Annotated in this window: 22 protein-coding genes; 12 read left to right on the forward strand and 10 right to left on the reverse strand. The window is 59.1% G+C overall.

All coding sequences use genetic code 11. The features are described from left to right. Positions 1 to 181 precede the first annotated feature (181 nt). Both I6L40_RS06780 and I6L40_RS06785 read left to right on the forward strand, forming a co-directional pair. The gene (locus I6L40_RS06780) at positions 182 to 757 is read left to right on the forward strand and encodes a Crp/Fnr family transcriptional regulator (protein WP_071912427.1); all 576 of its coding nucleotides are present in this window, start codon (positions 182 to 184) and stop codon (positions 755 to 757) included. A gap of 57 nt (positions 758 to 814) precedes the next feature. After that, positions 815 to 1,378: a YgjV family protein gene (locus tag I6L40_RS06785; protein WP_239693818.1), complete on the forward strand. Its 564-nt coding sequence runs from the start codon at positions 815 to 817 to the stop codon at positions 1,376 to 1,378. 8 nt (positions 1,379 to 1,386) lie between these two features. Here I6L40_RS06785 and I6L40_RS06790 read toward each other — a convergent pair whose 3' ends face one another. The 5 genes from I6L40_RS06790 to I6L40_RS06810 all read right to left on the reverse strand — a co-directional run bounded on the left by I6L40_RS06790 (position 1,387) and on the right by I6L40_RS06810 (position 5,864). Beyond that, a complete protein-coding gene (locus I6L40_RS06790) occupies positions 1,387 to 2,238 on the reverse strand; it encodes a lytic transglycosylase domain-containing protein (RefSeq protein ID WP_071912425.1) in 852 nt (283 codons plus the stop codon). 155 nt (positions 2,239 to 2,393) lie between these two features. Then, entirely contained in the window at positions 2,394 to 2,582 is a 189-nt protein-coding gene (locus I6L40_RS06795) for a hypothetical protein (protein WP_033114101.1), read from the reverse strand. Positions 2,583 to 2,786: 204 nt separating this feature from the next. Beyond that, a complete protein-coding gene (locus I6L40_RS06800; protein WP_071912423.1) occupies positions 2,787 to 3,392 on the reverse strand; it encodes a DUF2076 domain-containing protein in 606 nt (201 codons plus the stop codon). Positions 3,393 to 3,504: 112 nt separating this feature from the next. Further along, positions 3,505 to 4,518, reverse strand: coding sequence for an NAD-dependent epimerase (locus I6L40_RS06805; RefSeq protein WP_071912421.1), 1,014 nt, complete (start codon positions 4,516 to 4,518; stop codon positions 3,505 to 3,507). Beyond that, a complete protein-coding gene (locus I6L40_RS06810; protein WP_071912419.1) occupies positions 4,515 to 5,864 on the reverse strand; it encodes a UDP-glucose/GDP-mannose dehydrogenase family protein in 1,350 nt (449 codons plus the stop codon). The genes I6L40_RS06805 and I6L40_RS06810 overlap by 4 nt, the downstream gene beginning before the upstream one ends. A gap of 241 nt (positions 5,865 to 6,105) precedes the next feature. On the opposite strand from I6L40_RS06810, the gene I6L40_RS06815 reads away from it, so the two are divergent. Next, on the forward strand, positions 6,106 to 6,717 hold the full coding sequence (locus I6L40_RS06815; protein WP_042031690.1) for a YitT family protein: 612 nt from the start codon (positions 6,106 to 6,108) through the stop codon (positions 6,715 to 6,717). An 81-nt stretch (positions 6,718 to 6,798) separates the two neighbouring features. On the opposite strand, the gene I6L40_RS06820 is transcribed toward I6L40_RS06815, so the two are convergent. From I6L40_RS06820 to I6L40_RS06840, 5 genes are all read right to left on the reverse strand, one after another. Beyond that, positions 6,799 to 7,845, reverse strand: coding sequence for an ABC transporter ATP-binding protein (locus I6L40_RS06820; RefSeq protein WP_071912417.1), 1,047 nt, complete (start codon positions 7,843 to 7,845; stop codon positions 6,799 to 6,801). Further along, entirely contained in the window at positions 7,842 to 8,900 is a 1,059-nt protein-coding gene (locus I6L40_RS06825; RefSeq protein WP_071912415.1) for an ABC transporter ATP-binding protein, read from the reverse strand. The genes I6L40_RS06820 and I6L40_RS06825 overlap by 4 nt, the downstream gene beginning before the upstream one ends. Positions 8,901 to 8,931: 31 nt before the next feature. Further along, positions 8,932 to 10,749 carry an extracellular solute-binding protein gene (locus tag I6L40_RS06830; RefSeq protein WP_216995179.1) on the reverse strand — a complete coding sequence of 606 codons (1,818 nt, stop codon included), beginning with the start codon at positions 10,747 to 10,749 and terminating at the stop codon, positions 8,932 to 8,934. 150 nt (positions 10,750 to 10,899) lie between these two features. Beyond that, positions 10,900 to 11,943 (reverse strand): ABC transporter permease, encoded by a 1,044-nt coding sequence (locus I6L40_RS06835; RefSeq protein WP_071912411.1) that lies wholly within the window; start codon positions 11,941 to 11,943, stop codon positions 10,900 to 10,902. Between the two features lie 2 nt (positions 11,944 to 11,945). After that, positions 11,946 to 12,971 carry an ABC transporter permease subunit gene (locus tag I6L40_RS06840; protein WP_071912409.1) on the reverse strand — a complete coding sequence of 342 codons (1,026 nt, stop codon included), beginning with the start codon at positions 12,969 to 12,971 and terminating at the stop codon, positions 11,946 to 11,948. Here I6L40_RS06840 and I6L40_RS06845 point away from each other — a divergent pair. From I6L40_RS06845 to I6L40_RS06885, 9 genes are all read left to right on the forward strand, one after another. Next, the gene (locus I6L40_RS06845) at positions 12,934 to 13,260 is read left to right on the forward strand and encodes a hypothetical protein (RefSeq protein WP_216995461.1); all 327 of its coding nucleotides are present in this window, start codon (positions 12,934 to 12,936) and stop codon (positions 13,258 to 13,260) included. The genes I6L40_RS06840 and I6L40_RS06845 overlap by 38 nt on opposite strands. Positions 13,261 to 13,711: 451 nt before the next feature. After that, positions 13,712 to 16,267: a TonB-dependent receptor gene (locus tag I6L40_RS06850; RefSeq protein ID WP_071912407.1), complete on the forward strand. Its 2,556-nt coding sequence runs from the start codon at positions 13,712 to 13,714 to the stop codon at positions 16,265 to 16,267. 108 nt (positions 16,268 to 16,375) lie between these two features. After that, positions 16,376 to 17,140, forward strand: coding sequence for a DUF3450 domain-containing protein (locus I6L40_RS06855; protein ID WP_216995180.1), 765 nt, complete (start codon positions 16,376 to 16,378; stop codon positions 17,138 to 17,140). After that, positions 17,137 to 18,510 carry a MotA/TolQ/ExbB proton channel family protein gene (locus I6L40_RS06860; RefSeq protein ID WP_071912402.1) on the forward strand — a complete coding sequence of 458 codons (1,374 nt, stop codon included), beginning with the start codon at positions 17,137 to 17,139 and terminating at the stop codon, positions 18,508 to 18,510. Before I6L40_RS06855 ends, I6L40_RS06860 begins: the two co-directional genes overlap by 4 nt. Positions 18,511 to 18,520: 10 nt before the next feature. Beyond that, positions 18,521 to 19,048 carry a MotA/TolQ/ExbB proton channel family protein gene (locus I6L40_RS06865; protein WP_043850090.1) on the forward strand — a complete coding sequence of 176 codons (528 nt, stop codon included), beginning with the start codon at positions 18,521 to 18,523 and terminating at the stop codon, positions 19,046 to 19,048. 67 nt (positions 19,049 to 19,115) lie between these two features. Further along, positions 19,116 to 19,523, forward strand: coding sequence for a biopolymer transporter ExbD (locus I6L40_RS06870; RefSeq protein WP_033137735.1), 408 nt, complete (start codon positions 19,116 to 19,118; stop codon positions 19,521 to 19,523). Positions 19,524 to 19,539: 16 nt separating this feature from the next. Continuing rightward, a complete protein-coding gene (locus tag I6L40_RS06875; RefSeq protein ID WP_042031680.1) occupies positions 19,540 to 20,175 on the forward strand; it encodes an energy transducer TonB in 636 nt (211 codons plus the stop codon). Positions 20,176 to 20,186: 11 nt separating this feature from the next. After that, complete coding sequence (locus I6L40_RS06880) at positions 20,187 to 21,428, forward strand: lipopolysaccharide assembly protein LapB (protein WP_071912400.1); 1,242 nt, start codon at positions 20,187 to 20,189, stop codon at positions 21,426 to 21,428. 509 nt (positions 21,429 to 21,937) lie between these two features. Next, entirely contained in the window at positions 21,938 to 22,858 is a 921-nt protein-coding gene (locus I6L40_RS06885) for a L,D-transpeptidase family protein (RefSeq protein WP_042031678.1), read from the forward strand. Positions 22,859 to 22,943 lie beyond the last annotated feature (85 nt).

Genomic DNA, 22,943 nt, shown 5'->3' on the forward strand with positions numbered 1-22,943 from the left:
TGGGGCCAGGTCGACACAGGTCAACCGGGTTCCAAAAAACCCGTCGATTGTAAACCAACGGACGAGGGGGGGCAAAGGCGGCACCCGGCTATGTCCCCCCTTTGCCAACAGGGTCACGCCTTGCTGCATCAGTCGTGCAATTTGGGCATGATGTGGGCTGCCGTTTTGTTCCGGAGCCCTCATGAACCCATCTCCTCAAGCCCCCCTGCTTGCCACCTTTTTGTGTGCCATGGGATTGGACGCCGCCCTGAGCGAAGCCCTCTGTCAGCGTTTGCCACGGCAGACGCTGCGAGCCGGTCAGGTGCTGTTAGCGCAAGGGGCCGAACAGGAGGCTGCCTTCTATATCGAAGCGGGCATCGCTCGCGCCTGCCACTACACCCGGGACGGACAGGAGCGCTGCAAGGAGTTCTACTTCGAAGGGGAGCTTTGCCTGCTCTATGACAGCTGGCTCACGGGGTCGCTCGCCCGCTACCAGCTGGAGGCGCTGACGGAGCTGCAGGTGGTGCGGGTGCCAATCGCCCTGCTGGATGAGCCCATCTGGCAGCCGGTCTGCATGTCCCTGCTGCGTCAGCAGCTCGGTTACAAGGAGCGCAAGGAGGCGTTTTTGCTGCTCCACTCCCCCGAAGAGCGTTATCGGGAGCTCTGCCACACCTTCCCCCACTGGCCGGCACGACTGACCCAAGTACAGCTCGCCAACTACATCGGCATCAGCCCGGTCACCCTGTCACGGATCCGCAGGCGCATTAACACGGGTTAATGCCACCTGCCGGTTGCCACTTCATGCTGCGCCATCCAAATGACGGACGAGGGGTGGATGATGTCGCTGTTTCTGTGGTCGCAACTGGTGGTGAGCCTGGCCTTGCAGCTCGATCTGTTGTCGTTTCAGTTGCGGGATCGTCGCAGGATCCTGGCCTGCCTGGCACTCTCCTGCGCGCTCAATGCCGGTCACTTTGCCCTGCTCGGGCAGTGGTCGGCCGCCTGCCTGTTGCTGCTGGCCAGCGTACGCTTTCTGGTGAGTATCTGGCTGGTTCGCCGCATCTTGATGTGGTTTTTCATGGGGTTGGCCTGTGCGGCAGCGCTGGCGACCTATCAGGGCGTACTCTCATTGATCGGGCTGCTGGCGAGCCTGCTGCAAACCCGGGCCGCGTTTTGCCCGGATGATCGCCAGCTGCGGCGCTGGATGCTGCTCGGTACCCTCTGCTGGCTGGTCAACAACCTGCTGGTGGGCTCACCGGTCGCCGCACTGATGGAGGGGCTGTTTCTGGTCAGCAATCTGGTGGGCTACTACCGCCACTATGGCTTCCACTATTCGGCCGGTAGTGGTCATAACCATAGTTGTCGCAATCTGGAGCCGCCTTCCGAGCGGACTGGCAACTGAGTGTTCGCTCAGGGCTGCTTGTGACCAGCGAAGTAGAGCACCCGTTTGACATACTCCCGGGTCTCGTCATAGGGCGGTATACCGCCATAGCGCTCAACTGCCTTCTCACCTGCGTTGTAGGCTGCCGAGATCAGTACCCAGTCGCCATCGAAGCGGCGATCCAGCCACTTGAGATAACTGACGCCACCCTTGATGTTCTGTGCCGGATCAAAGGGTTGAGTGACACCAAAACGCTGCTGGGTTTCGGGGATCAGCTGCATCACCCCCTGCGCATTCTTGGCGGAGACGGCGCGGCTTTCAAGGTTGGATTCGGCAATGGCGATGGCCAGCACCAGCCGCACATCGACCTGATGGCGCTTGGCTGCGTGGCGCAGCATGGTGGCCAGCTTCTGTTTGCCTGGTGACTGGCGTGCCAGATAGGCTTCGACATTGAACGGTGTGCTGGGCAGGGCGAAATAACTCCCTTGTCCGCCGCGCATGCCGACACCGCACTGATCGTCCATGGGGGCATTGCCGACCCGCGGGTTGTAGTAGCGGCTGGCCTGCTGGTTGCCAAGGCGCATCGCCATGGCGAGATAGCTGTTGGCCATTTTCGCGCTGCGCACCGAGGCGGGGCCGGTGGCGAGCAGACGGCCGATCCGGAAGTAACCTTCGGGATTACCGGTGCTGGCGGCTACGCAGTAGAGGGCTATCGCCTTTTGCAGATTGCCGCTGTGCTGGGCTGCCTGCCCCTGCCTGAGTGCCGTCATTGCCCTGGGGGCTTGTCTGAAATCCCTGCTCTGTGCCGTCTGCGGAATGCCCGCCAGTAGCGACGACAAAAAAAGCAGCAAAAACAGTCCGTTTTCGCTGATCTTCCCCATCGTTTATCTCCTGCTTGAGTAGAGAAGATATAGAGGAACATGGCTGCCATCGCCATGAAAGCAGTGGATCCTGTTGTTATAGCGGGGGGATTTCAGAGAGCAAAATGGTATGGAACTAACGGCATTGCGAGAGTTTCATACCATTTTTCATCGGGTTAGAAGTCGTGGTGATACTCATGCTCATCCAGGTCGGCGGGAGGAAGCGCGCGATAGAAGCTGCCAATTTCGCTGACAACCCAGAGCGAAAGCAGGATCAACATGCTGATAAGGGGAAGCAGGGTGTGATTCTGGGTCAGGGCATAGGCCGCGATGGCGGCGCCAATCAGGAGAAGGGTTCGGATCATGAGGTGGCTCCTTGTCGTCATGGGGGTGTTGCGTGGCCACGGACAGAGCGCCTGGGGTCGGGAGTATCTCCCGGGTGGCACGAAGCGAAGTGAGTATATCGCGTCATGCCGCTGCCGGTCCGTGGTGTCATCACACTTTCCATAGTCATGGGTTTCGTATCGAGTTGGGCCCCGCCAGATGCGGGGCCAGTAATGGTTTGACGGTTAGAAGAAACCGCCGTTGTTATCGTCACTGTCGGTCCAGCCGCCACTCTGGCTATCGTCGTCGAGAAAACTGCCGCCATCATCGGGAGGTGAATCCCAGCCGTCCCAGCGTACCGGTTCCGCATCGACCGAATTGGTAATGGGCGCTGGCTCTATGATGTCGATGATCTCCTCGGGCCGGTTGCTGTGAAACAGTCCGCCGATCATGTCGGCCAGCATGACTCCGCCGGCAACCCCGGCTGCGGTTTGCAGGGCGCCACCGAGAAAGGAGCTGGTACGGGAAGCGGGTTGGGCAGGCGCCGTTGCCGGTGGCGGCGTGAAGCGCGGGGGCGGAGTGTTCTCGCCACCAAACAGGCCGGAGAGAAAACTGCCGCCGCTCGAACTGCTTTGGCTTGCCTCCAGCTCCTTAACTCGCTCGTTGAGGCGAGTAAGGGCAGCCTGCTGGATCAGCAGCGCCTGGGTCATGTAGTAGGGGGCATCGGGCTGCTGGGCCAGATGCTGGCGGATCAGCTGATCCGCTTGTTGGTCTCGCTTGCTATCCCTGGCTTGCGCTTGCTTGAGGCGGTCGAACAGTCCATCGATCAGACCCTGTTCCTGCTGTTGCATCTCAAATCCTCGCTATGGTGCGCAGACAGTGCGTTCAGCCATCCTAAAACGCGTGGCAAGCCAGTGGTACCGGATTAACTCATCGGCGACCAAGGGCTGCAGCCCGACAATTTCACGCGCCGGGTTGGTAGTAGTCGAGATACCAGCGGACGAACGCGGCGACCCCCTCCTTGATGGAGGTGGCGGGGCGCAGGCCGGTGAGGGTATGGAGGGGCTCGCTATCGGCCCAGGTGGCGTGCATGTCACCCGCCTGCATCGGCAGCATTCGCTTGATGGCGGGTTTGCCGAGGGCCTCTTCCAGCGCCTCGATAAAGTCGAGCAGCCGCACCGGCTGACCATGACCGATGTTGAGGATGCGGTAGGGCGCGGCGCTCTCGGCAGGAGTCTGCTCGCTGGCGTGCCAATCGGGATTGGGACGGGGCGGCAGGTCGGCGACGGCGAGGATCCCTTCGACGATGTCGTCGATAAAGGTGAAGTCGCGGCTGAGATCGCCGTGGTTATAGACGTCGACAGGCTCGCCCGCGAGGATGGCGCGGGTGAACTTGATGATGGCCATGTCGGGCCGACCCCAGGGGCCGTAGACGGTGAAAAAGCGCAACCCTGTGGTGGGCAGGTCATAGAGCGTGGAATAGGCGTGAGCCATCAGCTCGCCACTCTTCTTGGTGGCGGCGTAGAGGGAGACCGGGTGATCCACCGGCTGCTCGGTGGTGAAGGGCATCTGGTCGGTCAGACCATAAACCGAGCTGGAGGAGGCGTAGAGCAGATGCTGGATGCCGTGCTGGCGGCACCCCTCCAGCACTGTCAGCATGCCGGTGAGGTTGCTGTCGGCGTAGGCAAACGGGTTTTCCAGCGAGTAGCGTACCCCCGCCTGCGCCCCCAGATGGATCACCCGCTCGAAGCCATGACGGGCAAAGAGAGCCGCCATCGCTTCGCGATCCGCCAGATCGACCCGTTCGAAGTGGAAATGGGGGAAGCCAGCCAACTGCGCCAGTCGCGCCTCTTTCAGACTCACCTCGTAGTAGTCGTTGAGATTGTCGATGCCCACCACCCGATGACCTGCCGCGCAGAGCCGGCTGGCCACGTGAAAACCGATAAAACCGGCGGCCCCGGTCACCAGCCAGCTCATGATTGCACCTGTGCGAGAGGAAGGTGAGGGCGCCCGATGGCGTAGTAGCAAAAGCCCTGCTGGTGCAGGCGAACCGGATCGTAGAGGTTGCGCCCGTCGATGATGACGGGGCTGGCGAGCAGGCTCTTCATCCGGGCAAAGTCGGGGACGCGGAAGGATTGCCACTCGGTGCAGATGAGCAGGGCATCGGCCCCCTCCAGTGCAGATTCCTGAGTCGGGCAGAGCAGAAGATCTGGTCGCTCGCCGTAAAGTTCGCGAGCGCGAGCCATCGCCTTGGGATCAAACGCCTGTACCCTGCCGCCAGCGGCCCAGATGGCGGCCAGCAGCGGGCGGCTCGGTGCTTCGCGCATGTCGTCGGTGCCGGGCTTGAACGCCAGTCCCCACAGGGCAAACGTGCGGCCGTGCAGATCCGGGCCGAAGTGACTCAGCAGCCGCTTGGCCATCTTCTGCTGCTGGCGCTGGTTGACCTGTTCGACCGCGGCGAGCAACGGGGCGTCGCAGTCGACGCAGCGGGCTGTGTGCAGCAGGGACTGGATATCCTTGGGGAAGCAGGAGCCGCCATAGCCGCAGCCCGGGTAGAGAAAGTGGTAACCGATGCGGGGATCGGCCCCCATCCCCTGGCGCACCGCCTCGATATCGGCCCCCAGCTCCTCGGCGAGTGCCGCCATCTCGTTCATAAAGGAGATGCGGGTGGCCAGCATGGCGTTGGCGGCGTACTTGGTTAGCTCGGCACTACGCAAATCCATCACCACGATCCGGTCGTGATTGCGGTTGAAGGGGGCGTAGAGGACGCGCAACTGCTCCAGCGCCGTCTCGCTGTCACAGCCGATGATGATGCGATCCGGCCGCATGCAGTCGCTGACAGCAGCCCCCTCCTTGAGAAACTCTGGATTGGCGGCCACGTCGCACTCAAGAGCTACACCACGCTCGGCCAGCTGCGCCTGAATATGTTGCCGCACCTGCTGCGCCGTGCCGACCGGCACGGTGCTCTTGGTCACCACCAGCTTGGGGCGGCTCATCAGCCGGCCTATGGTGTCGGCCACCGTCAGCACATGTTGCAGATCGGCAGAGCCATCCTCATCTGCGGGTGTGCCTACGGCGATGAGCTGCAGGTCTGCGTGTTCGACTCCGACTGCCGGATCGGCAGAGAAGTGCAGACGACCACTGGCCAGATGGCTCTCGACCAGCGGAGCCAGCCCCGGCTCGTAGAAGGGGATTTGGCCCTGCCGAAGCGCGGCGATCCGCCCCTCATCCACATCAATGCAGCAGATCTGATGGCCCACCTCGGCCAGAACGGCGGCCTGAACCAGCCCGACATAGCCTGTGCCAAAAATGGTGACCTTCATGGAAAACGCCTCTTGCTGCGGATGGGATGCGGGGTATCAGAGGCCGGCATGCTGCATCTTGGTGCAGCGAGTGTCAATGCCGGATGACAGGCACCAGATTGGGGCGTGCAGCCCCCTTGTTGTGATCATTTTCACAAAAAATAGACTGGACCTCATAACGAAGCCCTGCCGACAGGGCTCGCAGCCTGCCGAATAGGGCAGGCGTCAGACACTCTCTCTTTACTTCGCTTGGATACAGGTTATGGACAACACCTCGACTCGTACTGCCCATCCCGTCTATGAGGATGTGCTGGCCCTGCTGACCGCGGCAGGCTTCGTCTCCCTCGGCATCTTCCTGTTTCATCAGGTGGGCCTGCTCACCGGCGGCACGGCCGGGCTGGCGCTGCTGCTGCAACAGGTGACGGGGATCAGCTTTGGCCTGCTCTTCTTCGGTATCAATCTGCCCTTCTACGCGCTCGCCTGGCTCAGAATGGGGCCGCGCTTTACTCTCAATACCTTCGTCTCGGTGGCGGCGGTCTCCTACATGACCGATCACCTCAACGGCGTGTTGCAGATCGGCAAGATAGAGCCCCTCTATGCGGCGCTAATCGGCGGCACCCTGATCGGTATGGGGCTGCTTATCATGTTTCGCCACAAGTCGAGTCTGGGGGGCTTCAATATTCTGGCGCTCTTTATTCAGGATCGCTTTGGCATTAGGGCGGGCAAGCTGCAGATGGGGCTCGATTGCGCCATCGTCATCGCCTCGTTCTTCGTGGTACAGCCCTGGATTCTGGCTCTCTCCATCGTGGCGGCGGTTATCTGTAATCTGGTGTTGACACTTAACCACAAGCCGGGCCGCTACCAGATCGCCTGACGGTTGGCAGATTGACCCGATAGCACGAGGCGGCCAGATGGCCGCCTCGTCTGTTTCTAGCCTGGCGTTTGTTCGCTGCGCCTAGCTTGCCTGTTCCAGCCTGCTGTCGCCGCTCGTAGCGTTGCTGCTGATGGAACTGCCGCTGATGGCGTGACTACCGACGGTGAGCGGGGTGTGACAGGCCACCTGATGATGGGCCTCATCGCACACCTCCAGCCTGGGCGCCTTGCTCTTGCACAGCTCGGTCGCATGGGGGCAGCGTTGGTGGAAGTGGCAGCCGCTTGGTGGCGAGATGGGGGAGGGCACATCGCCGGTCAGCAGGATGCGCTGGTTGCGCCTGCGCGGGTCCGGCACCGGAATGGCGGAGATGAGCGCTTGGGTATAGGGGTGGCGCGGCGCCAGATAGAGCGACTGGGCATCCGCCAGTTCGACGATCCGTCCCAGATACATCACCGCAATGCGATCCGAGATATGTTTCACCACCGACAGATCGTGGGCGATGAAGATGATGGCGAGCTGCATCTCCCGCTGCAGGCTGAGCAGCAGGTTGACGATCTGCGACTGCACCGAGACATCGAGGGCCGAGACTGCCTCGTCGCACACCAGCAGCTTGGGCTTGAGGGCGATGGCGCGAGCGATGCCGATCCGCTGGCGCTGACCGCCGGAGAACTCGTGGGGGTAGCGATCCACCGCGCTGCCCGGCAGGCCCACTTTTGCCAGCAGCTCCTGCACCCAGCCGCGCCGCTGTTCAGTGTTGCCTTTACCGTGGATGATAAAGGGCTCCTCCAAAATCTGGCCCACGGTGTGGCGGCTGTTGAGGGATTCTGCAGGGTCCTGAAACACCATCTGCATCTCCTGACGCAGGGATCGCATCTCCTTCGGGCTGAGGGCGGTGATGTCGCGCCCCTCGAAGGTGATGGTGCCCGCGGTCGGCTCGAACAGCTTGAGCAGGCTGCGCCCGAGGGTGGACTTGCCGCAGCCCGATTCACCCACCAGCCCCAGCGTCTCCCCCTGTTTCAGGTCGAAGCTGATGCCATCCACCGCGTGAACCGTATATTGCTTGCGCAGGAACCCGCCTCCCAGCCGGAAGTGCTGTTTCAGATCCCTGACCGATAACAGAGTGCTCATACGGTCAACTCCTTCCAGTAGTGACAGGCGACATGGTGGCGCAGATTTAACTGCTCCACCGCCGGAATGGCGCTGATGCAGAGATCGGTTGCATGGGGGCAGCGGTTGGAGAAGCGGCAGCCAGCGGGCATCTCGTGCAGGGCTGGCACCTGTCCCTTGATGGTCTTGAGCAGGCTCTTGGGCTCATCCTCAAGGCGCGGGATTGAGCTTATCAAGCCGTGGGTATAGGGGTGACGGGGGTGGTCAAACAGTTCGAACACGTCGGCCTGCTCTACCGCCCGCCCGGCGTACATCACCACCACCTCGTCGCACAGCTCCGCCACTACCCCCAGATCGTGGGTAATAAAGATGATGGCCATCCCGGTCTGGGCCTGCAGCTCTTTCATCAATTCGAGGATCTGGGCCTGAATGGTGACATCCAGCGCCGTGGTCGGCTCGTCACAGATAAGCAGGTCTGGCTCGCAGGAGAGCGCCATGGCGATCATCACTCGCTGGCGCATGCCGCCGGAGAGGTTGTGGGGATAGACCGCAAAGCGCTGGGCCGGTTCCGGGATCCCCACCTTCTGCAGCATGGCGATGGCCGCAGCTTTGCGCTGGGCCTTGTCATACTCGGGGCGATGGAGGCGAAACACCTCCATCAGTTGCTCCCCCACCGTCTGCACCGGGTTGAGGGCCGTCATCGGCTCCTGAAAGATCATCGAGATGCGGTTGCCGCGCACCTTGTACATCTGATCCGGCGCAAGCGACAGCAGCTCCTCCCCCTGAAAGCGGATGGAACCGGCCACCACCTGACCGTGGGGCTTGGGCAAGAGCCCCATGATGGCGAGTGAAGTGACACTTTTGCCACAGCCAGACTCGCCGACGATCCCCAGCGTCTGACCCGGGGCCACCTTGAAGCTGACCCCGTCGAGCACCTTGATCTTGCCGTCATCGACGGCGAACTCCACCTCGAGATTGCTTACCTCAAGAATCGAGGCTTGGTGCTGGCCGTGATCAACGGCGAACTCACCCCCGTTATCCGGTACGTCAAGAATGGGGGCCTGGGTGTTGGGCATAACTGCTGCTCCCTTCGCAATGGCCTGAATATCAATGACGTGCATAGGTCTTGTCGAGCAGGTTGATGGGCGCCAGCGCCTCCCCTGCCTCCTTGGCGTTGCGGGTCTCTTCCTTCACCTTGGGATCGAGCCAGAGCAGACCGCCACTACTGTGAGGATAACCGTCCATCGGCCAGTAGAGCAGATCCGGCGTGTTCTTGGTGGCAGGCACTTCCGGCAGCATCACATAACGCCAGCTGCTGGCCCGCACATAGTTGAGCTGCACCCCGGGCACGAAGATGGCGAGGTCATAGATGCGCTGCTGGATCTGCTGGGAGAGCTTGGCCCGCTTGGCCATGTCGAATTCGACGTTGTAGGCATCGATCAGCGCGTCGAGCTCCTTGTCAGCCACGTTGAACAGGTTGTTGGTCTGCGGTTTGTTGGCGTTGGCGGAGTGGAAAAACTCCCAATATTGCGGATAGAGACCGCCGCCGCCCCAACCGAGCCAGGCCGCCTCGTGTTTCTTCTCCAGCATCACCTTGAAGCCGGTGGCGCCATCCACCAGATTGAGCTCCAGATCCAGACCCGCTTTCTTGGCCTCTTCTTTCAGCACGGTCAGTCGCTTGGAGTGCTCCTGACTGGTGTAGGTGAGCGCCAGCGTCAGCCGCTCACCCTTCTCATTTTGCAGGATGCCGTCCGGCCCCGGCTTGTTATAGCCACCCTTGGCAAAGTACTCCCGCGCCTTGCCAATGTCATAAGCCCGCTCCGGCAGCGTGATGTCAGTGAACTCGCCAAAGCCCGAGTCAAAGGTGGTGGCTCTGTCATAGTCGCCGCGCAGCACGGTCTCGATCATCTTGTCGATGTTGAAGGCGTGCTGGATGCCGAGGCGCACGTTTACGTCCGCCAGCTTGGGGTTGGCCACATTGAGGTGCACCCCCTGACCGCCCTGTTTGGTGTCGGTCATGGCCATCACCTTCTGCACGTACCCCTTCTTGTACTCCGGGGTGACCGCTTTTTCATGCCACCAGTTGGGCAGGATCATCTCGAAGGTATCGATCTCCCCTTTCAGGAAGTGGCGGAAGGCGATGTTGTGGTCGCGGATCACCTGTATCTTGATGGTGTCGATGTTGAATCTGTGCTGGTTATAGCGATCGTCTTTTGCCCACCAATCCTTCTGCTTGCTGAAGGTGACCGACTTGCCCTTCTTGACGTCGCTGATCACGTAGGGACCTGTGGTGGGCACCACGGCCCAGTTGTACTGCTTCACCCAGTTAGGGGTCAGCTTGTAGTAGTGCTTGGGCTGGGGCCACAGCTCGGTGGTGTTGAGCAGGTCCATCTTGGCCTTGCGGTTGCCCGCTTTGACCATAATGGTGTGATCATCGATCTTCTCTACCGCGACCACTTCAGTGGTGTAGTAGTTGTTGAACCAGGGCCCCTTGATGTGTTTGGAGCGCATCATCTCGTAGCCGAAGGTGTAGTCATCGGCATTGACCGGCTTGCCATCCGACCATTTGGCGCGTGGATCCAGCTTGAAGTAGACGGTTTGGCTGTCTGGCGCGATGGCCCAGTGGGTCGCGAGCGACGGAATGGGGTTGCCGGTATTGGGGTGAAAGCTGATGAGCCGCAGTTGGTTATCCATGATGAAGGAACGGAACGAGCCGTTGGAGTCAGGTCCCACGGTGCGAAACGTCAGCGGAAAGCTGTCCACAAACATATTGAGGCTGCCGCCCGGCAGCGCCTTGGGGGAGGCGAACACAGGATCCGTGTCGTTGGTCTCCCATTTGAGATCCGCGGGCAGGCTGGCCGCCCAGACCCAGGATCCGTTAACCAGCACAAAGAGAGCACCTATCCATTTGATTTTATTTTTCATGTTTGACTTCCAGGTCTGACCCCTGCACTGGGGGTCTTGATTGATAACGGGATTATCCCTTGCCCCGGGACCGCCGGTGGGGGTGGTCCGTCCTGCATTAATGACTGTTTGTTACCCGGCGCCTGCCGATGCGCGTTGGTAGCGGCTGGCTTACTGGTAACGGGTAAATTTGCGCGGATCGAATGCCTCGCGGATCGCCTCGCCGATGAAGGAGACCATGATCAGCACCAGACTCACCGCTGCCACCACCGAGCTGACGATCCAGATGGCGTCGAGATTGTTGATCCCCTGCGAGAGCAGCTCCCCCCAGCTCGGGGTTGGTGGTGCCAGCCCGAAGCCCAGATAGTCGAGCGCCGTCAGGGTGGAGATATTGCCCACCACGGCGAACGGCGCCAGGGTGACGATCATCATTAGGGTGTTGGGCAGGATGTGGTGGAAGATGATGCGTCCGGTGCTTGCCCCTTGCGCCCGCGCTGCCATCACATAGTCCCGCGCCCGCTCCTTGTAGGTGAGGGTGCGCATATACCAGGTGATCCCCATCCAGCCGAACAACACGTTGATGGCTACAAACAGGCCGAAGTTGGGTTTGGCTAGCGACACCAGAATCATGATGACGTAGAGAAACGGCACCTGGGACCAGATCTCGATAAAGCGTTGCAGGATGAGATCAAAGCGGCCGCCAAGAAACCCCATCAGACAGCCGATGGTGACCCCGATGGCGTAACTGGCCGCCAGCGCTATAAAGGCAAAGCCGATGGCGATGCGAAAGCCGTATACCAGCCGTGCCAGCACGTCGCGACCGCTGGCGTCGGTGCCGAGGAAGTGGCGCTCAGCCATGCTCGGAGCATAGGGCGGGTAGGCATCCTCCTTGAAATCCTGCTCGTAGGGGTTCCAGGGTACCGGTGGCAACAGCACCCAGTCACCCTGACCCTCTGCTGTAAACTTGGCCTTGAGCTGGCGGTAGTTGGTTTCGTACTCATAATCGAGCCCGAACTGCTGACCGGGGATCACATCGCCATAGGTGGGGAAGTGCAGTTGGCCCTGATAGCTCACCATCAGCGCCCGGCTGTTGACCAGCAGCTCCGCCAGCAGGGAGAGTAGTACCAGCGCAGTGAAGATGATGAAGGAGTAGTAACCGCGCTTGATCGACTTGAAGCGCTTGAGTTTTTTCAAGGTAACCGGATTGAGCTTCATGATCAGTCTCCAAACCGCACGCGCGGATCAACAAGGGCAACGCAGATATCGGAGACGATATTGCCCATCAGCATCAGCATGGAGGTGATGGCCAGAATGCCCATCACGGTGGGGTAGTCCCGCTCGACGATCGATTCATAACCGAGCAGGCCGATGCCGTCGATGTTGAAGATGGTCTCGATGAGAAAAGATCCGCCAAAGAAAACGGTAAGCACAGACCCCAGGTGACTGGCGATGGGGATGAGGCTGTTGCGCATGGCATGGTCGGTGACCGCCTTGCGAAACGGCAACCCCTTGGCCACGGCGGTGCGCACATAATCTGCCGACAGGTTCTCCATTAGACTGTTTTTCATGGTCATGGTGAGGATGGCGAAATCCCCGATGGCGTAGGCGATAAGCGGCAGCAACGCGTGGGCAAAGACAGTGCGGATCTGATCCCAGCTGCTGGTCATCGAGTCGTACTCGTCCCCCGGAAAACCGCCCATCGGCAGCCACTCCAGATGAAACGCAAAGACGGTGATGAGAAAGATCCCCACAACGTAGGCAGGCAGGGCATAGGCCATGTAGATGAGCATGGAGCTTAACGAGTCGAAGCGGCTGTTGTGCCTGAGCGCCTTGGCCACCCCGAGCGGGATGGAGACCGCATAGCTTAGCAGAAAGGTCGCCAGTCCGAAGAAGGCGGTGACGGGGAGCCGATCCTTGATGAGATCCCATACCGGCTCGTAATAACGGGTTGATTCGCCCAGATCGAGTACCGCCAGCTTTTGCAGCCACTCCCAGTAGGCGATCAGCATTGGCTTGTCGAGACCATAGAAGGCCTTGAGCTCCTCGATCTGTTCATCGGAGAGGGCCTGCGCCCCCTTGCTGCCACTGGCGCGGCCAGATTCATTCTGGGAAACCTGGGCTTGCAGCAGCATGCGTTCGACCGGTCCGCCCGGCACGAAACGGGTGATGGTGAAGACGAGCAGGGTGATACCGAGAAACGTCGGGATGATCAAAAGCATCCGGCGTAGGAAATACGACAGCATGGTGGAACCTCGTCCTTGTTGTTCTTTTTGCGACCAGTCAAATCCGGTGACGGGCCTGTCCTTCCTGGAATTACGCGCTGGATTGGTTGCCAAACAGCAGACAATCCGCTTGGCCACTGTAAAAGCTCTGCAACAAAAATCAAGTACAAGGAAATGGAAAACTGGGGAAAATGACCCGCTGAGACCCAAATTACCGAGAAATGATGTTTTTTATCTGAAAAGCGAAAATAAAAACAAAATGCTACGGCTCAACATTATTTTAAAAAATATAAACAGCTGTTTATTTTAACTTTTAACAAGTGTAAGTATTTGATTTGAGTGATATTTATTGGGGTTGGTGAAATTGAGTGAAAACGATATCATCTCGATGGCTATATCTGTTATCCCTATGAAACAGGTCAGGTTCAACCCTCATGAAGTTAGTGTTTTATTCTTATTAAGGCCGGTAAGTCGAAATAAGATATAAATAGACAGCACGTTAACTAATAAGTTCATCAATTTTTAATTCAGCGCCATTCACTGCATTTAACAATGCCTTTACATTGGTTTGGTCGTATTTGGCAGAATTATTCACTAATTATATCGGTCGAAATTAATACACTCCGCTTATTCTAACGTCTGACCTCACCACACCCATGCTCCATTGACGCCGCTAGTCAAAGATTGATAAGCCTTACGCATCGCTCCAAAGAGGGCGGTATCAGGAAGCAAACAATAAACAACCAGGAAGGATATAAGCGATGCTTAGGAAGAGCAGAATCTCTGCTGCGATTGCGTTCGCCTTGGCGAGCCTTGCGGCAGCCCCATCTGTATCTGCCGAAGAAGGGCAGAACGTCGAAAAACTGCAGAAAATCAAGGTTACTGGCTCCCGTATCTCCCGTGTCGATGTCGAGGGCGCAACTCCTGTTGTTGCTGTCAGCAAGGTGCAGATCGAACAGTCTGGTCAGCAGACTGTGGCGGATTATCTGAAACAGGCCTCTTACAACTCCTTCGGCGGTTTCTCCCCTTCATCCGGCAGTTCTGCCCAGTCACAAGCTACCGTTGGTTTGCGTGGCCTTGGGGAAGATCGCACCCTAGTGCTGCTCAATGGCAAGCGAATTGCTGGCTCTCCTACCATGGGAGGCACTGCCATCAACCTCAACACCATCCCAATGGCGGCGGTTGAGCGAGTGGAAGTGAACCTGGATGGCGGCTCCGCGCTCTACGGTTCTGATGCCATCGGTGGCGTTATCAACGTGATCCTCAAAGAGGGTTTTGAAGGCTTGTCATTCCAGGGGCGTGTCGGTTCCCCAAGCGAAGAAGGTGGGGATGAGAAGAGCGGTTCCATCGTCAGTGGCGTTTCGGGTGAGAAGGGCGCCTTGATGATGGTCTACGAGCACGATGTCAAAGACGAGATCTACTACAAGGATCGTGACTATCTGGCCAAGCAGGGGGCTGAGTCCCCTAGCCTGTATGGTCGCAATATCAAGGGGGTAGACGCGACAACTGGCAAGACGGTCACCCGTACTCTGAATGGGGTTGACTGTGAAGGCACTGGTCCCGGTTTCGTCACCAAGGGCACGGCTTGCCGTTTCGACTTTGCCAAGGTCGCAGCCAAAACCGCTTCACGCACCCGTGATACAGTCTATGTGAACGGTCGTTACCATATCAATGACAGTGTGGATTTTGTGCCGCAGATGATTGGTTCTCGCGTCACCAGTTTTGGTCGATTCGCGCCTGCTGCCGGTGCCTTCACCGTGGATGGTTCCACCCCCGAAAGTGCCGCTGTCCTCTCAGCCAACAACTTCAGCACCGCCAAAGCCGCTACCGTTTACTACCGTTTCAGCAACGTCGGGCCCCGTGACAACGATGTAACCGACTTGACCGGTACCCTGAATCTCGGTTTTGAGGGCACCGTTCCGACCGAAACAGTAGGGGATGTGGAGTGGAACGCCGGTTACATGTACTCCAAGACCGACAACCAGAGCATTGGTAATGGCTATGTTCTGGAACCGGCTGTCCAGACCCAGGTCAACAGCGGCAAGTTTGTCAATGGCAGCTTCTCCGCTGACGCCACCAAGGATCTCTCCTATACCACCAGCCGCAACTCCAAGATGGACTTCTTCCAGTGGTATGGCGGTCTGGGCTGGGAGATGGGCGCATTGCCTGCTGGCCCCGTCAGCTGGTACTTGGGCGCCGAGTATAACGACTGGGTTTACTCCGATACCTATGACAGCCAGTCCGAAGCGGGTAACGTACTGGGTTCATCCGGTAACTCCGGTGGTGGTGTGCGCGATGTGTTTGCCACCTATATCGAGAGTCTGATCCCCATCACCGAACAGATCGAGCTGAACCTGGCGGGGCGTTACGACAAGTACAGCGATTTTGGCAGCGCCTTCTCGCCCAAAGCGAGCCTGCGTTATCAGCCGCTCGACCAGCTGATGTTCCGAACCTCCTGGTCCCAGTCGTTCCGTGCGCCGGGTCTGAACGATCTTTACGCGGCGGATGCCGAGTCAGCTGACTTTGCCAAGGACTATGTCTATTGCCAGGCAAATGGTGTGGCCAACTGCTCTGAAGAGCAGTATATGACCACTCGTCAATCCAACAAGAACCTGAAGGAAGAGACAGCCAATACCTTCACTATCGGTACTGCCTACAACCCTCTGGACAACCTGAACCTGTCGCTTGATTACTACTACATCAAGATTGATGACGTGATCCAGCTGGCCACCACCCAGACCCAGTTCTATCAGGAGCTCAACACCGGCAGCAACCCGAACGTCATCCGTGACGCCAACGGTGATGTCGAGATGGTCTATGCGGGCATGGTCAACCTGGGGCAACTGAAGACCAGTGGCATCGACTTCAAGGCGGACTACAAGTACGACTTCAACTCCTTCACCCTGCGTTACGACTTTGGCAGCAGCTACATCCTGAAGTATGAAGAAGGTCTGTTTGCTGGCGGCCCAATGGTCGACAAGAAGGGCTGGAATGGTAAACCCGACTTCCGCTTCAACTCCGGGATCGGTGCCAACTTCCCGCAGTTGTGGAATCTGGATACCTACCTGAGCACCAACTATATCGACTCACAGAGCCAGGATTATGTAGATGGCAAGGAAGAGGGTCATATCGCCTCCAACACCGTCTGGAACCTGAACGTAGCCGTCGATACCAGCTGGAATGCCAAGATCCAGACCGGCGTGAAGAACATGTTCAACCGCGGACCTTCCCTGTCGAGCGATGGCTTCACCTATGAAGAAGACCTCTACAGCATCGACGGTCGCGTCTACTACATCGACTACACCCAGAAGTTCTAATCAACCCCGTTGATATACAACCTCAGCCGGCCCGGTCGGGCCGGCTGTGCCCAACGTCCAAGGAAGTTACGGAGATAGGGTAATCCTATGAAGACAAGGACCATTACAATGAAGAAAGCGCTCCTTGGCAGCCTGGTTTCGGCCGCCTTGTTGACCAGCTTCAGTCTGAGTGCCGCCACTGTCGGTCAGGCCGTGGACGCTCAAGTCGCCACCAATAATGCAGCCAAAGTTTCCCAGCAGAAAATCGACAGTTATGCCGAATCTGCCGAGTCTGCACTGGCCCAGTACAAGGCCGCCCTGCGTCAGGTCGACAGTCTGCGCACCTACAACGAGCAGGTGGGCAAGATGGTCGAATCCCAGAGCGCCGAGCTGGCCTCGATGCAAAAGCAGATCGCCCAGATTGATCAGACCAGCACCGAAGTGGTGCCGCTGATGCTCAAGATGATCGACTCCCTCGAACAGTTTGTGTCACTGGATCTGCCGTTTCAGAAGGTCGATCGGGAGGACCGCGTAGCGGCTCTGACCGACCTGATGAATCGGGCCGATGTCACCATCTCTGAGAAGTACCGCAAGATCCTGGAGGCTTACCAGATCGAGGAGGGCTTCAGCCGCACCATCGAGTCCTACAAGGCGAGCCTGGACAAGGATGGCAGCGAGAAGACCTACGAGTTCCTGCGCGTTGGCCGCATTGCGCTGCTTTATCAGTCCCCGGATGGCAATGAGACCGGCATGTGGAACAAGAAGACTCGCCAGTGGGAAGAGTTGCCCCAGGAGTATCGCAGTGCGGTTGAACAGGGCCTTCGCATCGCCAAGAAGCAGGCGCCTCCCGCGCTGATCAAGCTGCCGGTTCAAACAGCGGAGAAAGCATCATGAAAGGAATCAGACTTGCTATTGCCTCCCTGATTGCGGGAGCAACCCTGGTCACCCTGCCGGTGACTGCCGCCGAAAAACTGGTGGATCTCAATGCGCTGCTGAACCAGGTCAAGACATCCAGCCTGAGCGAATCCCAACTCAACAAGGAGCGGGAAGCCCGCTTCCTGGCTGACAAGAACGAGCAGGGGGCGCTGCTGGCCAAGGCCAAGGCCGAGCTGGCTGCCGAAACCGCCAAGGGCGAGCAGCTCAAGGCAGCCTTCGATGCCAATGACAAGCAGCTGACCGAGCTGACTGAAACCCTTCGCCAGCGTTCTGGCAACATGGGTGAGATGTTCGGGGTGCTGCGTCAGTTTGCCGGTGAGTTCAAGGGGATCTTCAACGCCTCCGCCCGTCGGGTCGAGCATCCGGAGCAATCTGCCTTGCTGACCCGTCTGGCCGAGAGTAAAGAGCTCCCCTCCAGCGACGATCTGGAAGCGTTCTGGACTACCACCCTCAGCCGCATGGTTGATGGTGGCAAGGTGAGCCAGATCCCGGCGACCGTGGTTTATGGCGAGGGCAACCAGGCCGAGAAGACCGTCACCCAGATCGGTGAGTTCAACACCGTCTCCGAAGGCAAGTACCTCACCTTCGTGCCGGAGACCGGCAAGTTCGAGCAGCTCTCTCGTCAACCTGACAAGGGGGTGCTGGAACCTATCGCCGAGTTTGAACAGGGTGGTGACGGGGTCAAACCCATCTTCATCGACCCGTCTCGCGGCGTGATCCTCTCTTTGCTGGTGCAGTCACCGACTCTCAAGGAGCGGATCGATCAGGGTGGTGAAGTGGGCTACGTCATCATGGTGCTCGGCGTACTCGGTACCCTGTTGGCCATCTTCTGCGGTATCCGCCTGTCGCTGATCGGCACCTCCATGCGCAAGCAGCTGAAATCCGATCAGATTATCAAGGGCAACCCCATTGGCGACATGCTGGGGGCCTACCAGAGCCATCGCGGTGACAACATCGAGGATCTTGAGTCCAAGCTCGACGAGATCATCCTGCGCAACGTGCCCAAGTTCGAGAAGGGCATCAGCATCATCAAGCTGATCGCCTCGGTCGCACCGCTGCTGGGTCTGCTCGGTACCGTGGTGGGGATGATTGCCACCTTCCAGGCCATCACCCTGTTCGGTACCGGCGATCCCAAGCTGATGGCAGGTGGTATCTCCGAGGCGCTGGTGACCACCATGCAGGGTCTGGTCGTCGCGGTACCCATGCTGTTCCTCTACACCATTGTGCAGACCCAGAGCCGTCGTCTGATCCAGGTGCTGGAAGAGCAGAGCGCCGGTTTCGTCGCCCGTTATCAGGAACGTCTGCACGCCTCCAAAGCCGCAGCGTAAGGAGTCACCCATGTGGTTCTGGTTGATTGAAGAAGTCGAGTCGGTCCGCCGGTTTTTGGGATTGGGGGGCGATGTACTGGTCGCCCTGTTCTTCCTGACCCTGATGATGTGGGCCCTGTTGCTGGAGCGCTGGTTCTACTTCATGGCGGTCTACCCCAGACAGGTGAGGCAGACCAAGGCCACTTGGCTGGCCCGCACCGATCATCTCTCCTGGTCTGCCAAGCAGATCCGGCGCGAGCTGGTCTCACGGGTCGCCATGGCGGTAGACAAGGGGATGCCGGTCATCAAGGTGCTGATCGCTCTCTGCCCGTTGATGGGGCTGCTCGGCACCGTGGTGGGGATGGTGCAGGTGTTTGACACCCTGGCCATCACCGGCACCGGTTCGCCGCGGGCGATGGCATCAGGGATCTCCAAGGCAACGGTACCGACCATGGCGGGCATGATTGCCGCCCTTTCTGGCCTGTTTTTTGTCAACCAGCTCGATCACAAGGCCAAACTGGCGGTGCAAAAGCTGGAAGACAACCTGAAACACGGCTGATGCAGGATGCATACCCCCGGTGAGGCATGGCCTGCCGGGGGCACAGAACAAGCAAGGAGTTTCTGCTATGAGAAAACGTTACAGCGACAGCGGTGCCGACGAGGCGGCTATCGATTTGACCCCCATGCTGGACATAGTGTTCATCATGCTGATCTTCTTCATCGTCACCACCTCCTTCGTCAAGGAGTCCGGTGTCGAGATCAACCGTCCCAGTGCCAGCACGGCCGAGACGGTGAAGAAGGGCAATATCATGGTCGCGGTACGCGAAAACGGTCAAGTCTGGGTCGACAAGCGCATCGTCGAAGTGGGGGCGGTACGTGCCAACATCGAGCGGCTGCGTGCCGAAAACCCGGAGAGCGCCGTGGTGATCCAGGCCGATACCGAATCCCGTTCCGGTCTGGTGGTGCAGGTCATGGATCAGATCCGTATGGCCGGTGTCCAGAACATCTCCATCGCTGCCAGCAAGAGCAGCTGATGCTGGAGAGAGACCTATGAGATACCTGATATCGTTAGCGGTCTCCTGTGTGGTGGTGTTCTTTCTGTTTCTGGGAATGAACAAGCTGATCACACCGGATCACCGGGAGCTGGTGGAGAAGGATGACGTCGCCATGACCGATTTTATTCGCATCAAGCCCCAGGAGACCCTGCAAGAGAAGCAACGGGAGCTGCCGAAACCGCCGCCGCCGAACCGTCCACCGCCCCCTCCCGAGATGGAGGTGGCCAGCACGGATCGGCCGCAGATGGAGAGCTCTCCCATGGATATGCCCAAGCTCGACATTCCGGTCAACATCGGTGGCGGCAACGCCCTCGGTGCCTACAGCACCGGTGGCGGCGGTGGCGGGATCGGTGGCAACAACGGTGCCATTCCGCTGGCAACCTTCGAGCCCATGATGCCCCGTAAGGCGGCTCTGGCGGGGCTGGCCTCCGGCAAGGTGCTGGTGGAGTTTACCGTCACCGAGCGCGGCACCGTCAGCAACGTACGGATCGTCAAGGAAGAGCCACGCAGCTATGACCTTGGCAAAGAGGCGCGCAAAACCATCGCCAAGTGGACGTTCAAGCCCGCTATGGCAGATGGTAAACCGCAAGAAAGCCGCATGCAGCAAGAGATCGAGTTCGCGGTCAACTAAGGAAGGTGGCGATGAACAAGTTACACAAGATGATCCTCGCCCCGGTCGCCATGGCGGTGCTGCTTAGCACCGCCAGCTGGGCCGCCGAGCAGCCGGCCCTGTCGGATCGGGCTTATCGGGCGGTCAACAAGGCGCAGGAGCTGATCGCTGACAAACAATACGGTCTGGCTAATGCCCGATTGCAGGAGGCGCTATCCAGCGTGGGCGATAGGGTCTACGACAAGGGGGTCATATTGCAGACTCTCGGTTTCGTGGCCGCCCAGCAGGAGAAATATGGCCAGGCAACCAAGTACTTTGCCGATGCCATCGCGACAGGCGGTCTGCCACCACCGGTGGCCCAGCAGGTGCGCTACAACCTGGCCCAGCTTTATATGGCGGAGGGCAACTTCCAGGGGTCGATAAAGACCATGAGGGAGTGGTTTGCCAACCAGGGCAAAGATGACAAGCCCAACTCCCACGCCTATATCACCCTGGCCAACGCCCACGTGCAGCTCAAGCAGTACCGTGAGGCCATTCCGGCGGTGGATCAGGCGATCAAGCTTTCGGCGGGCAAAGCGCCGGAGTCCTGGTATCTGCTGAAGATGGCGGCCCACTACGAACTGAAACAGTACAAGCAGGCGACCGAGGTGCTGACCATCCTGGTCGACATGCACCCGCAGCAGAAGAAGTACTGGACCCAGCTCTCGGCCATGCATATGCAGGCAGGCAACGATAGCAAGGCGCTGGCGGCACTGGAGGCAGCCTATAGCCTTGGCATGCTGACCGAACCGGCCGAATTGCAGCGTCTGGCCAACTATCTCGCCTTCAGCGGCATTCCCCATCGCGCAGCGCGGGTGATGGAGAAAGGGATGAAGGATGGGGTGATTGAGCAGAGCGCAAGCAACTACAAGACCCTGGCCAACTATTGGCATCAGGCCAAGGAGCTGGATCCGGCCATCGACACCCTGGCCAAATCCTATCAGCTGGTCCCGAATGCCGAATTGCAGCTGAAAATGGCGCGAATGATGATCCAGAGCAAGCGCTATCAGGATCTGGTAGAGCTGGCCGCAAAGCCTGCGGCCAATGCCAATGGTGAACAGCGTGCGGATCTGAAGTTCCTGACCGGAGTCGCCTATTTTGAGCAACAAAAGCCCAAGGAGGCCCTCAACGCCTTCACCCAAGCGGCTCAGAATGGCAACGTCAGCGGGCGGGCATCCCCCTGGATCAGCTTCCTCAAGGAGCAGAGTGGCGTGGGGGAGGCGGCCGTCCAGTAATTCCAATGACAACTACCTGTAGTCCCTTTTATGGTTGCCTGGTGGCGCCATTAACCGCTCTTTGGAGCGGTTTTTTTATGGCTGTAGCCAGCACTGGCTGGTGGTCCAAGTACAGTTTTATTCCTTTTCATGCAAATAAAGAGCCTCCGTCAACATTGGTCTATCTCCCCCGGATGTGAAAAACGTTTTGGCCACTGCTGTAACCGTGACACAAGGTGGCGCAGCATCTTGGTTGACGGGGGCGAGGGTAGTCTGCTGACAGGGGGCGGTGCTATCCATCTCTCTCAGCTGCAACTTGCTAGTGTAGCTTTTGCCCTGTTGATAAGTGTCACACTGAAAACGGCCACTTTTAACAAGAAAAGCAACATATGGAAGTTGAAATTTTGGCCGACTCGGGAAAGAATGCGCGCTCGGTTATTGGCGCCGTGGTGCAGGTTTACCCGCCACCGGCAGACCGAGGATGAGACGGCCTCCGGCCCATTTGGTACAGGAAACCACACAGGAATTTTATGAATCCCCTTCGCACTGCCGCTTCGGCGCTTTTTTGCACACTTGCCCTGGTCAGCCAGCAGGCCGCTGCCGTTGAATACACTCTGCCTGCGGCCAACAGCCGCCTGATCGGCGAGAACCAGGAATACGTGGTGCCCGCGGACAATCGTCCGCTGGAGCAGATCGCCGCTGACTTCCAGCTGGGTCTCACCAACATCATGGAAGCCAACCCGGGCGTTGATCCCTATCTGCCGAAGGCGGGTAGCACCCTGATCATCCCCCACCAGCTGATCCTGCCCAACGCCCCCCGCGAAGGGATCGTCATCAACGTCGCCGAGATGCGCCTCTACTACTACCCGAAAGGCAAGAACGTGGTGGAAGTGCTGCCCATCGGCATCGGCCAGCTGGGGGTCAACACCCCGGAGAACTGGATCACCAAGGTAGAGCGCAAACGCGCCAACCCGACCTGGACCCCGACCGAGAACATCCGTCGCCGTTATGCCGCCCAAGGCGTGACCCTGCCGGCGGTATGGCCGGCTGGCCCGGATAACCCCATGGGTCTGCACGCTCTCTACATCGGCAACCTCTATGCTATCCACGGTACCAACGCCAGCTTCGGCATCGGTCTGCGGGTGAGTAGCGGTTGCGTGCGTCTGCGCGCCGACGACATCAAGTATCTGTTCGACAACGTGCCGGTCGGCACCCGCGTCCAGTTCGTCAACCAGCCGGTCAAGACCTCGGTCGAGCCGGATGGCGGTCGCTACATGGAAGTGCACGAGCCGCTGTCGCGCAACGAGGAGGAGTTCAACTCCACCGCCTCCGTGCCGCTCCCGATGACCCCGGCCATCACCCGCTTCATCGCCCACGCCGAGTCTGACTCCAACGTGGTCAAGCAGGTGCTGGAGCAGCGTACCGGCCTGCCGACCCGTCTCAATCCCTGATTGAGCATGCAGCCAGCGCCAAGCGCACTGGCAAGGCAGGCAACGAAAACGGCGACCAGATGGTCGCCGTTTTTTATTGCTTGGT

Source organism: Aeromonas sp. FDAARGOS 1410 (assembly GCF_019048745.1).
Taxonomy (GTDB): Bacteria; Pseudomonadota; Gammaproteobacteria; order Enterobacterales; family Aeromonadaceae; genus Aeromonas; species Aeromonas jandaei.

Coding starts and splice junctions, on each gene's coding strand:
- I6L40_RS06780 (WP_071912427.1), top strand. CDS start 182: ATGAACCCATCTCCTCAAGCCCCCCTGCTTGCCACCTTTTTGTGTGCC.
- I6L40_RS06785 (WP_239693818.1), top strand. CDS start 815: ATGATGTCGCTGTTTCTGTGGTCGCAACTGGTGGTGAGCCTGGCCTTG.
- I6L40_RS06790 (WP_071912425.1), bottom strand. CDS start 2,238: ATGGGGAAGATCAGCGAAAACGGACTGTTTTTGCTGCTTTTTTTGTCG.
- I6L40_RS06795 (WP_033114101.1), bottom strand. CDS start 2,582: ATGATCCGAACCCTTCTCCTGATTGGCGCCGCCATCGCGGCCTATGCC.
- I6L40_RS06800 (WP_071912423.1), bottom strand. CDS start 3,392: ATGCAACAGCAGGAACAGGGTCTGATCGATGGACTGTTCGACCGCCTC.
- I6L40_RS06805 (WP_071912421.1), bottom strand. CDS start 4,518: ATGAGCTGGCTGGTGACCGGGGCCGCCGGTTTTATCGGTTTTCACGTG.
- I6L40_RS06810 (WP_071912419.1), bottom strand. CDS start 5,864: ATGAAGGTCACCATTTTTGGCACAGGCTATGTCGGGCTGGTTCAGGCC.
- I6L40_RS06815 (WP_042031690.1), top strand. CDS start 6,106: ATGGACAACACCTCGACTCGTACTGCCCATCCCGTCTATGAGGATGTG.
- I6L40_RS06820 (WP_071912417.1), bottom strand. CDS start 7,845: ATGAGCACTCTGTTATCGGTCAGGGATCTGAAACAGCACTTCCGGCTG.
- I6L40_RS06825 (WP_071912415.1), bottom strand. CDS start 8,900: ATGCCCAACACCCAGGCCCCCATTCTTGACGTACCGGATAACGGGGGT.
- I6L40_RS06830 (WP_216995179.1), bottom strand. CDS start 10,749: ATGAAAAATAAAATCAAATGGATAGGTGCTCTCTTTGTGCTGGTTAAC.
- I6L40_RS06835 (WP_071912411.1), bottom strand. CDS start 11,943: ATGAAGCTCAATCCGGTTACCTTGAAAAAACTCAAGCGCTTCAAGTCG.
- I6L40_RS06845 (WP_216995461.1), top strand. CDS start 12,934: ATGATCAAAAGCATCCGGCGTAGGAAATACGACAGCATGGTGGAACCT.
- I6L40_RS06840 (WP_071912409.1), bottom strand. CDS start 12,971: ATGCTGTCGTATTTCCTACGCCGGATGCTTTTGATCATCCCGACGTTT.
- I6L40_RS06850 (WP_071912407.1), top strand. CDS start 13,712: ATGCTTAGGAAGAGCAGAATCTCTGCTGCGATTGCGTTCGCCTTGGCG.
- I6L40_RS06855 (WP_216995180.1), top strand. CDS start 16,376: ATGAAGAAAGCGCTCCTTGGCAGCCTGGTTTCGGCCGCCTTGTTGACC.
- I6L40_RS06860 (WP_071912402.1), top strand. CDS start 17,137: ATGAAAGGAATCAGACTTGCTATTGCCTCCCTGATTGCGGGAGCAACC.
- I6L40_RS06865 (WP_043850090.1), top strand. CDS start 18,521: ATGTGGTTCTGGTTGATTGAAGAAGTCGAGTCGGTCCGCCGGTTTTTG.
- I6L40_RS06870 (WP_033137735.1), top strand. CDS start 19,116: ATGAGAAAACGTTACAGCGACAGCGGTGCCGACGAGGCGGCTATCGAT.
- I6L40_RS06875 (WP_042031680.1), top strand. CDS start 19,540: ATGAGATACCTGATATCGTTAGCGGTCTCCTGTGTGGTGGTGTTCTTT.
- I6L40_RS06880 (WP_071912400.1), top strand. CDS start 20,187: ATGAACAAGTTACACAAGATGATCCTCGCCCCGGTCGCCATGGCGGTG.
- I6L40_RS06885 (WP_042031678.1), top strand. CDS start 21,938: ATGAATCCCCTTCGCACTGCCGCTTCGGCGCTTTTTTGCACACTTGCC.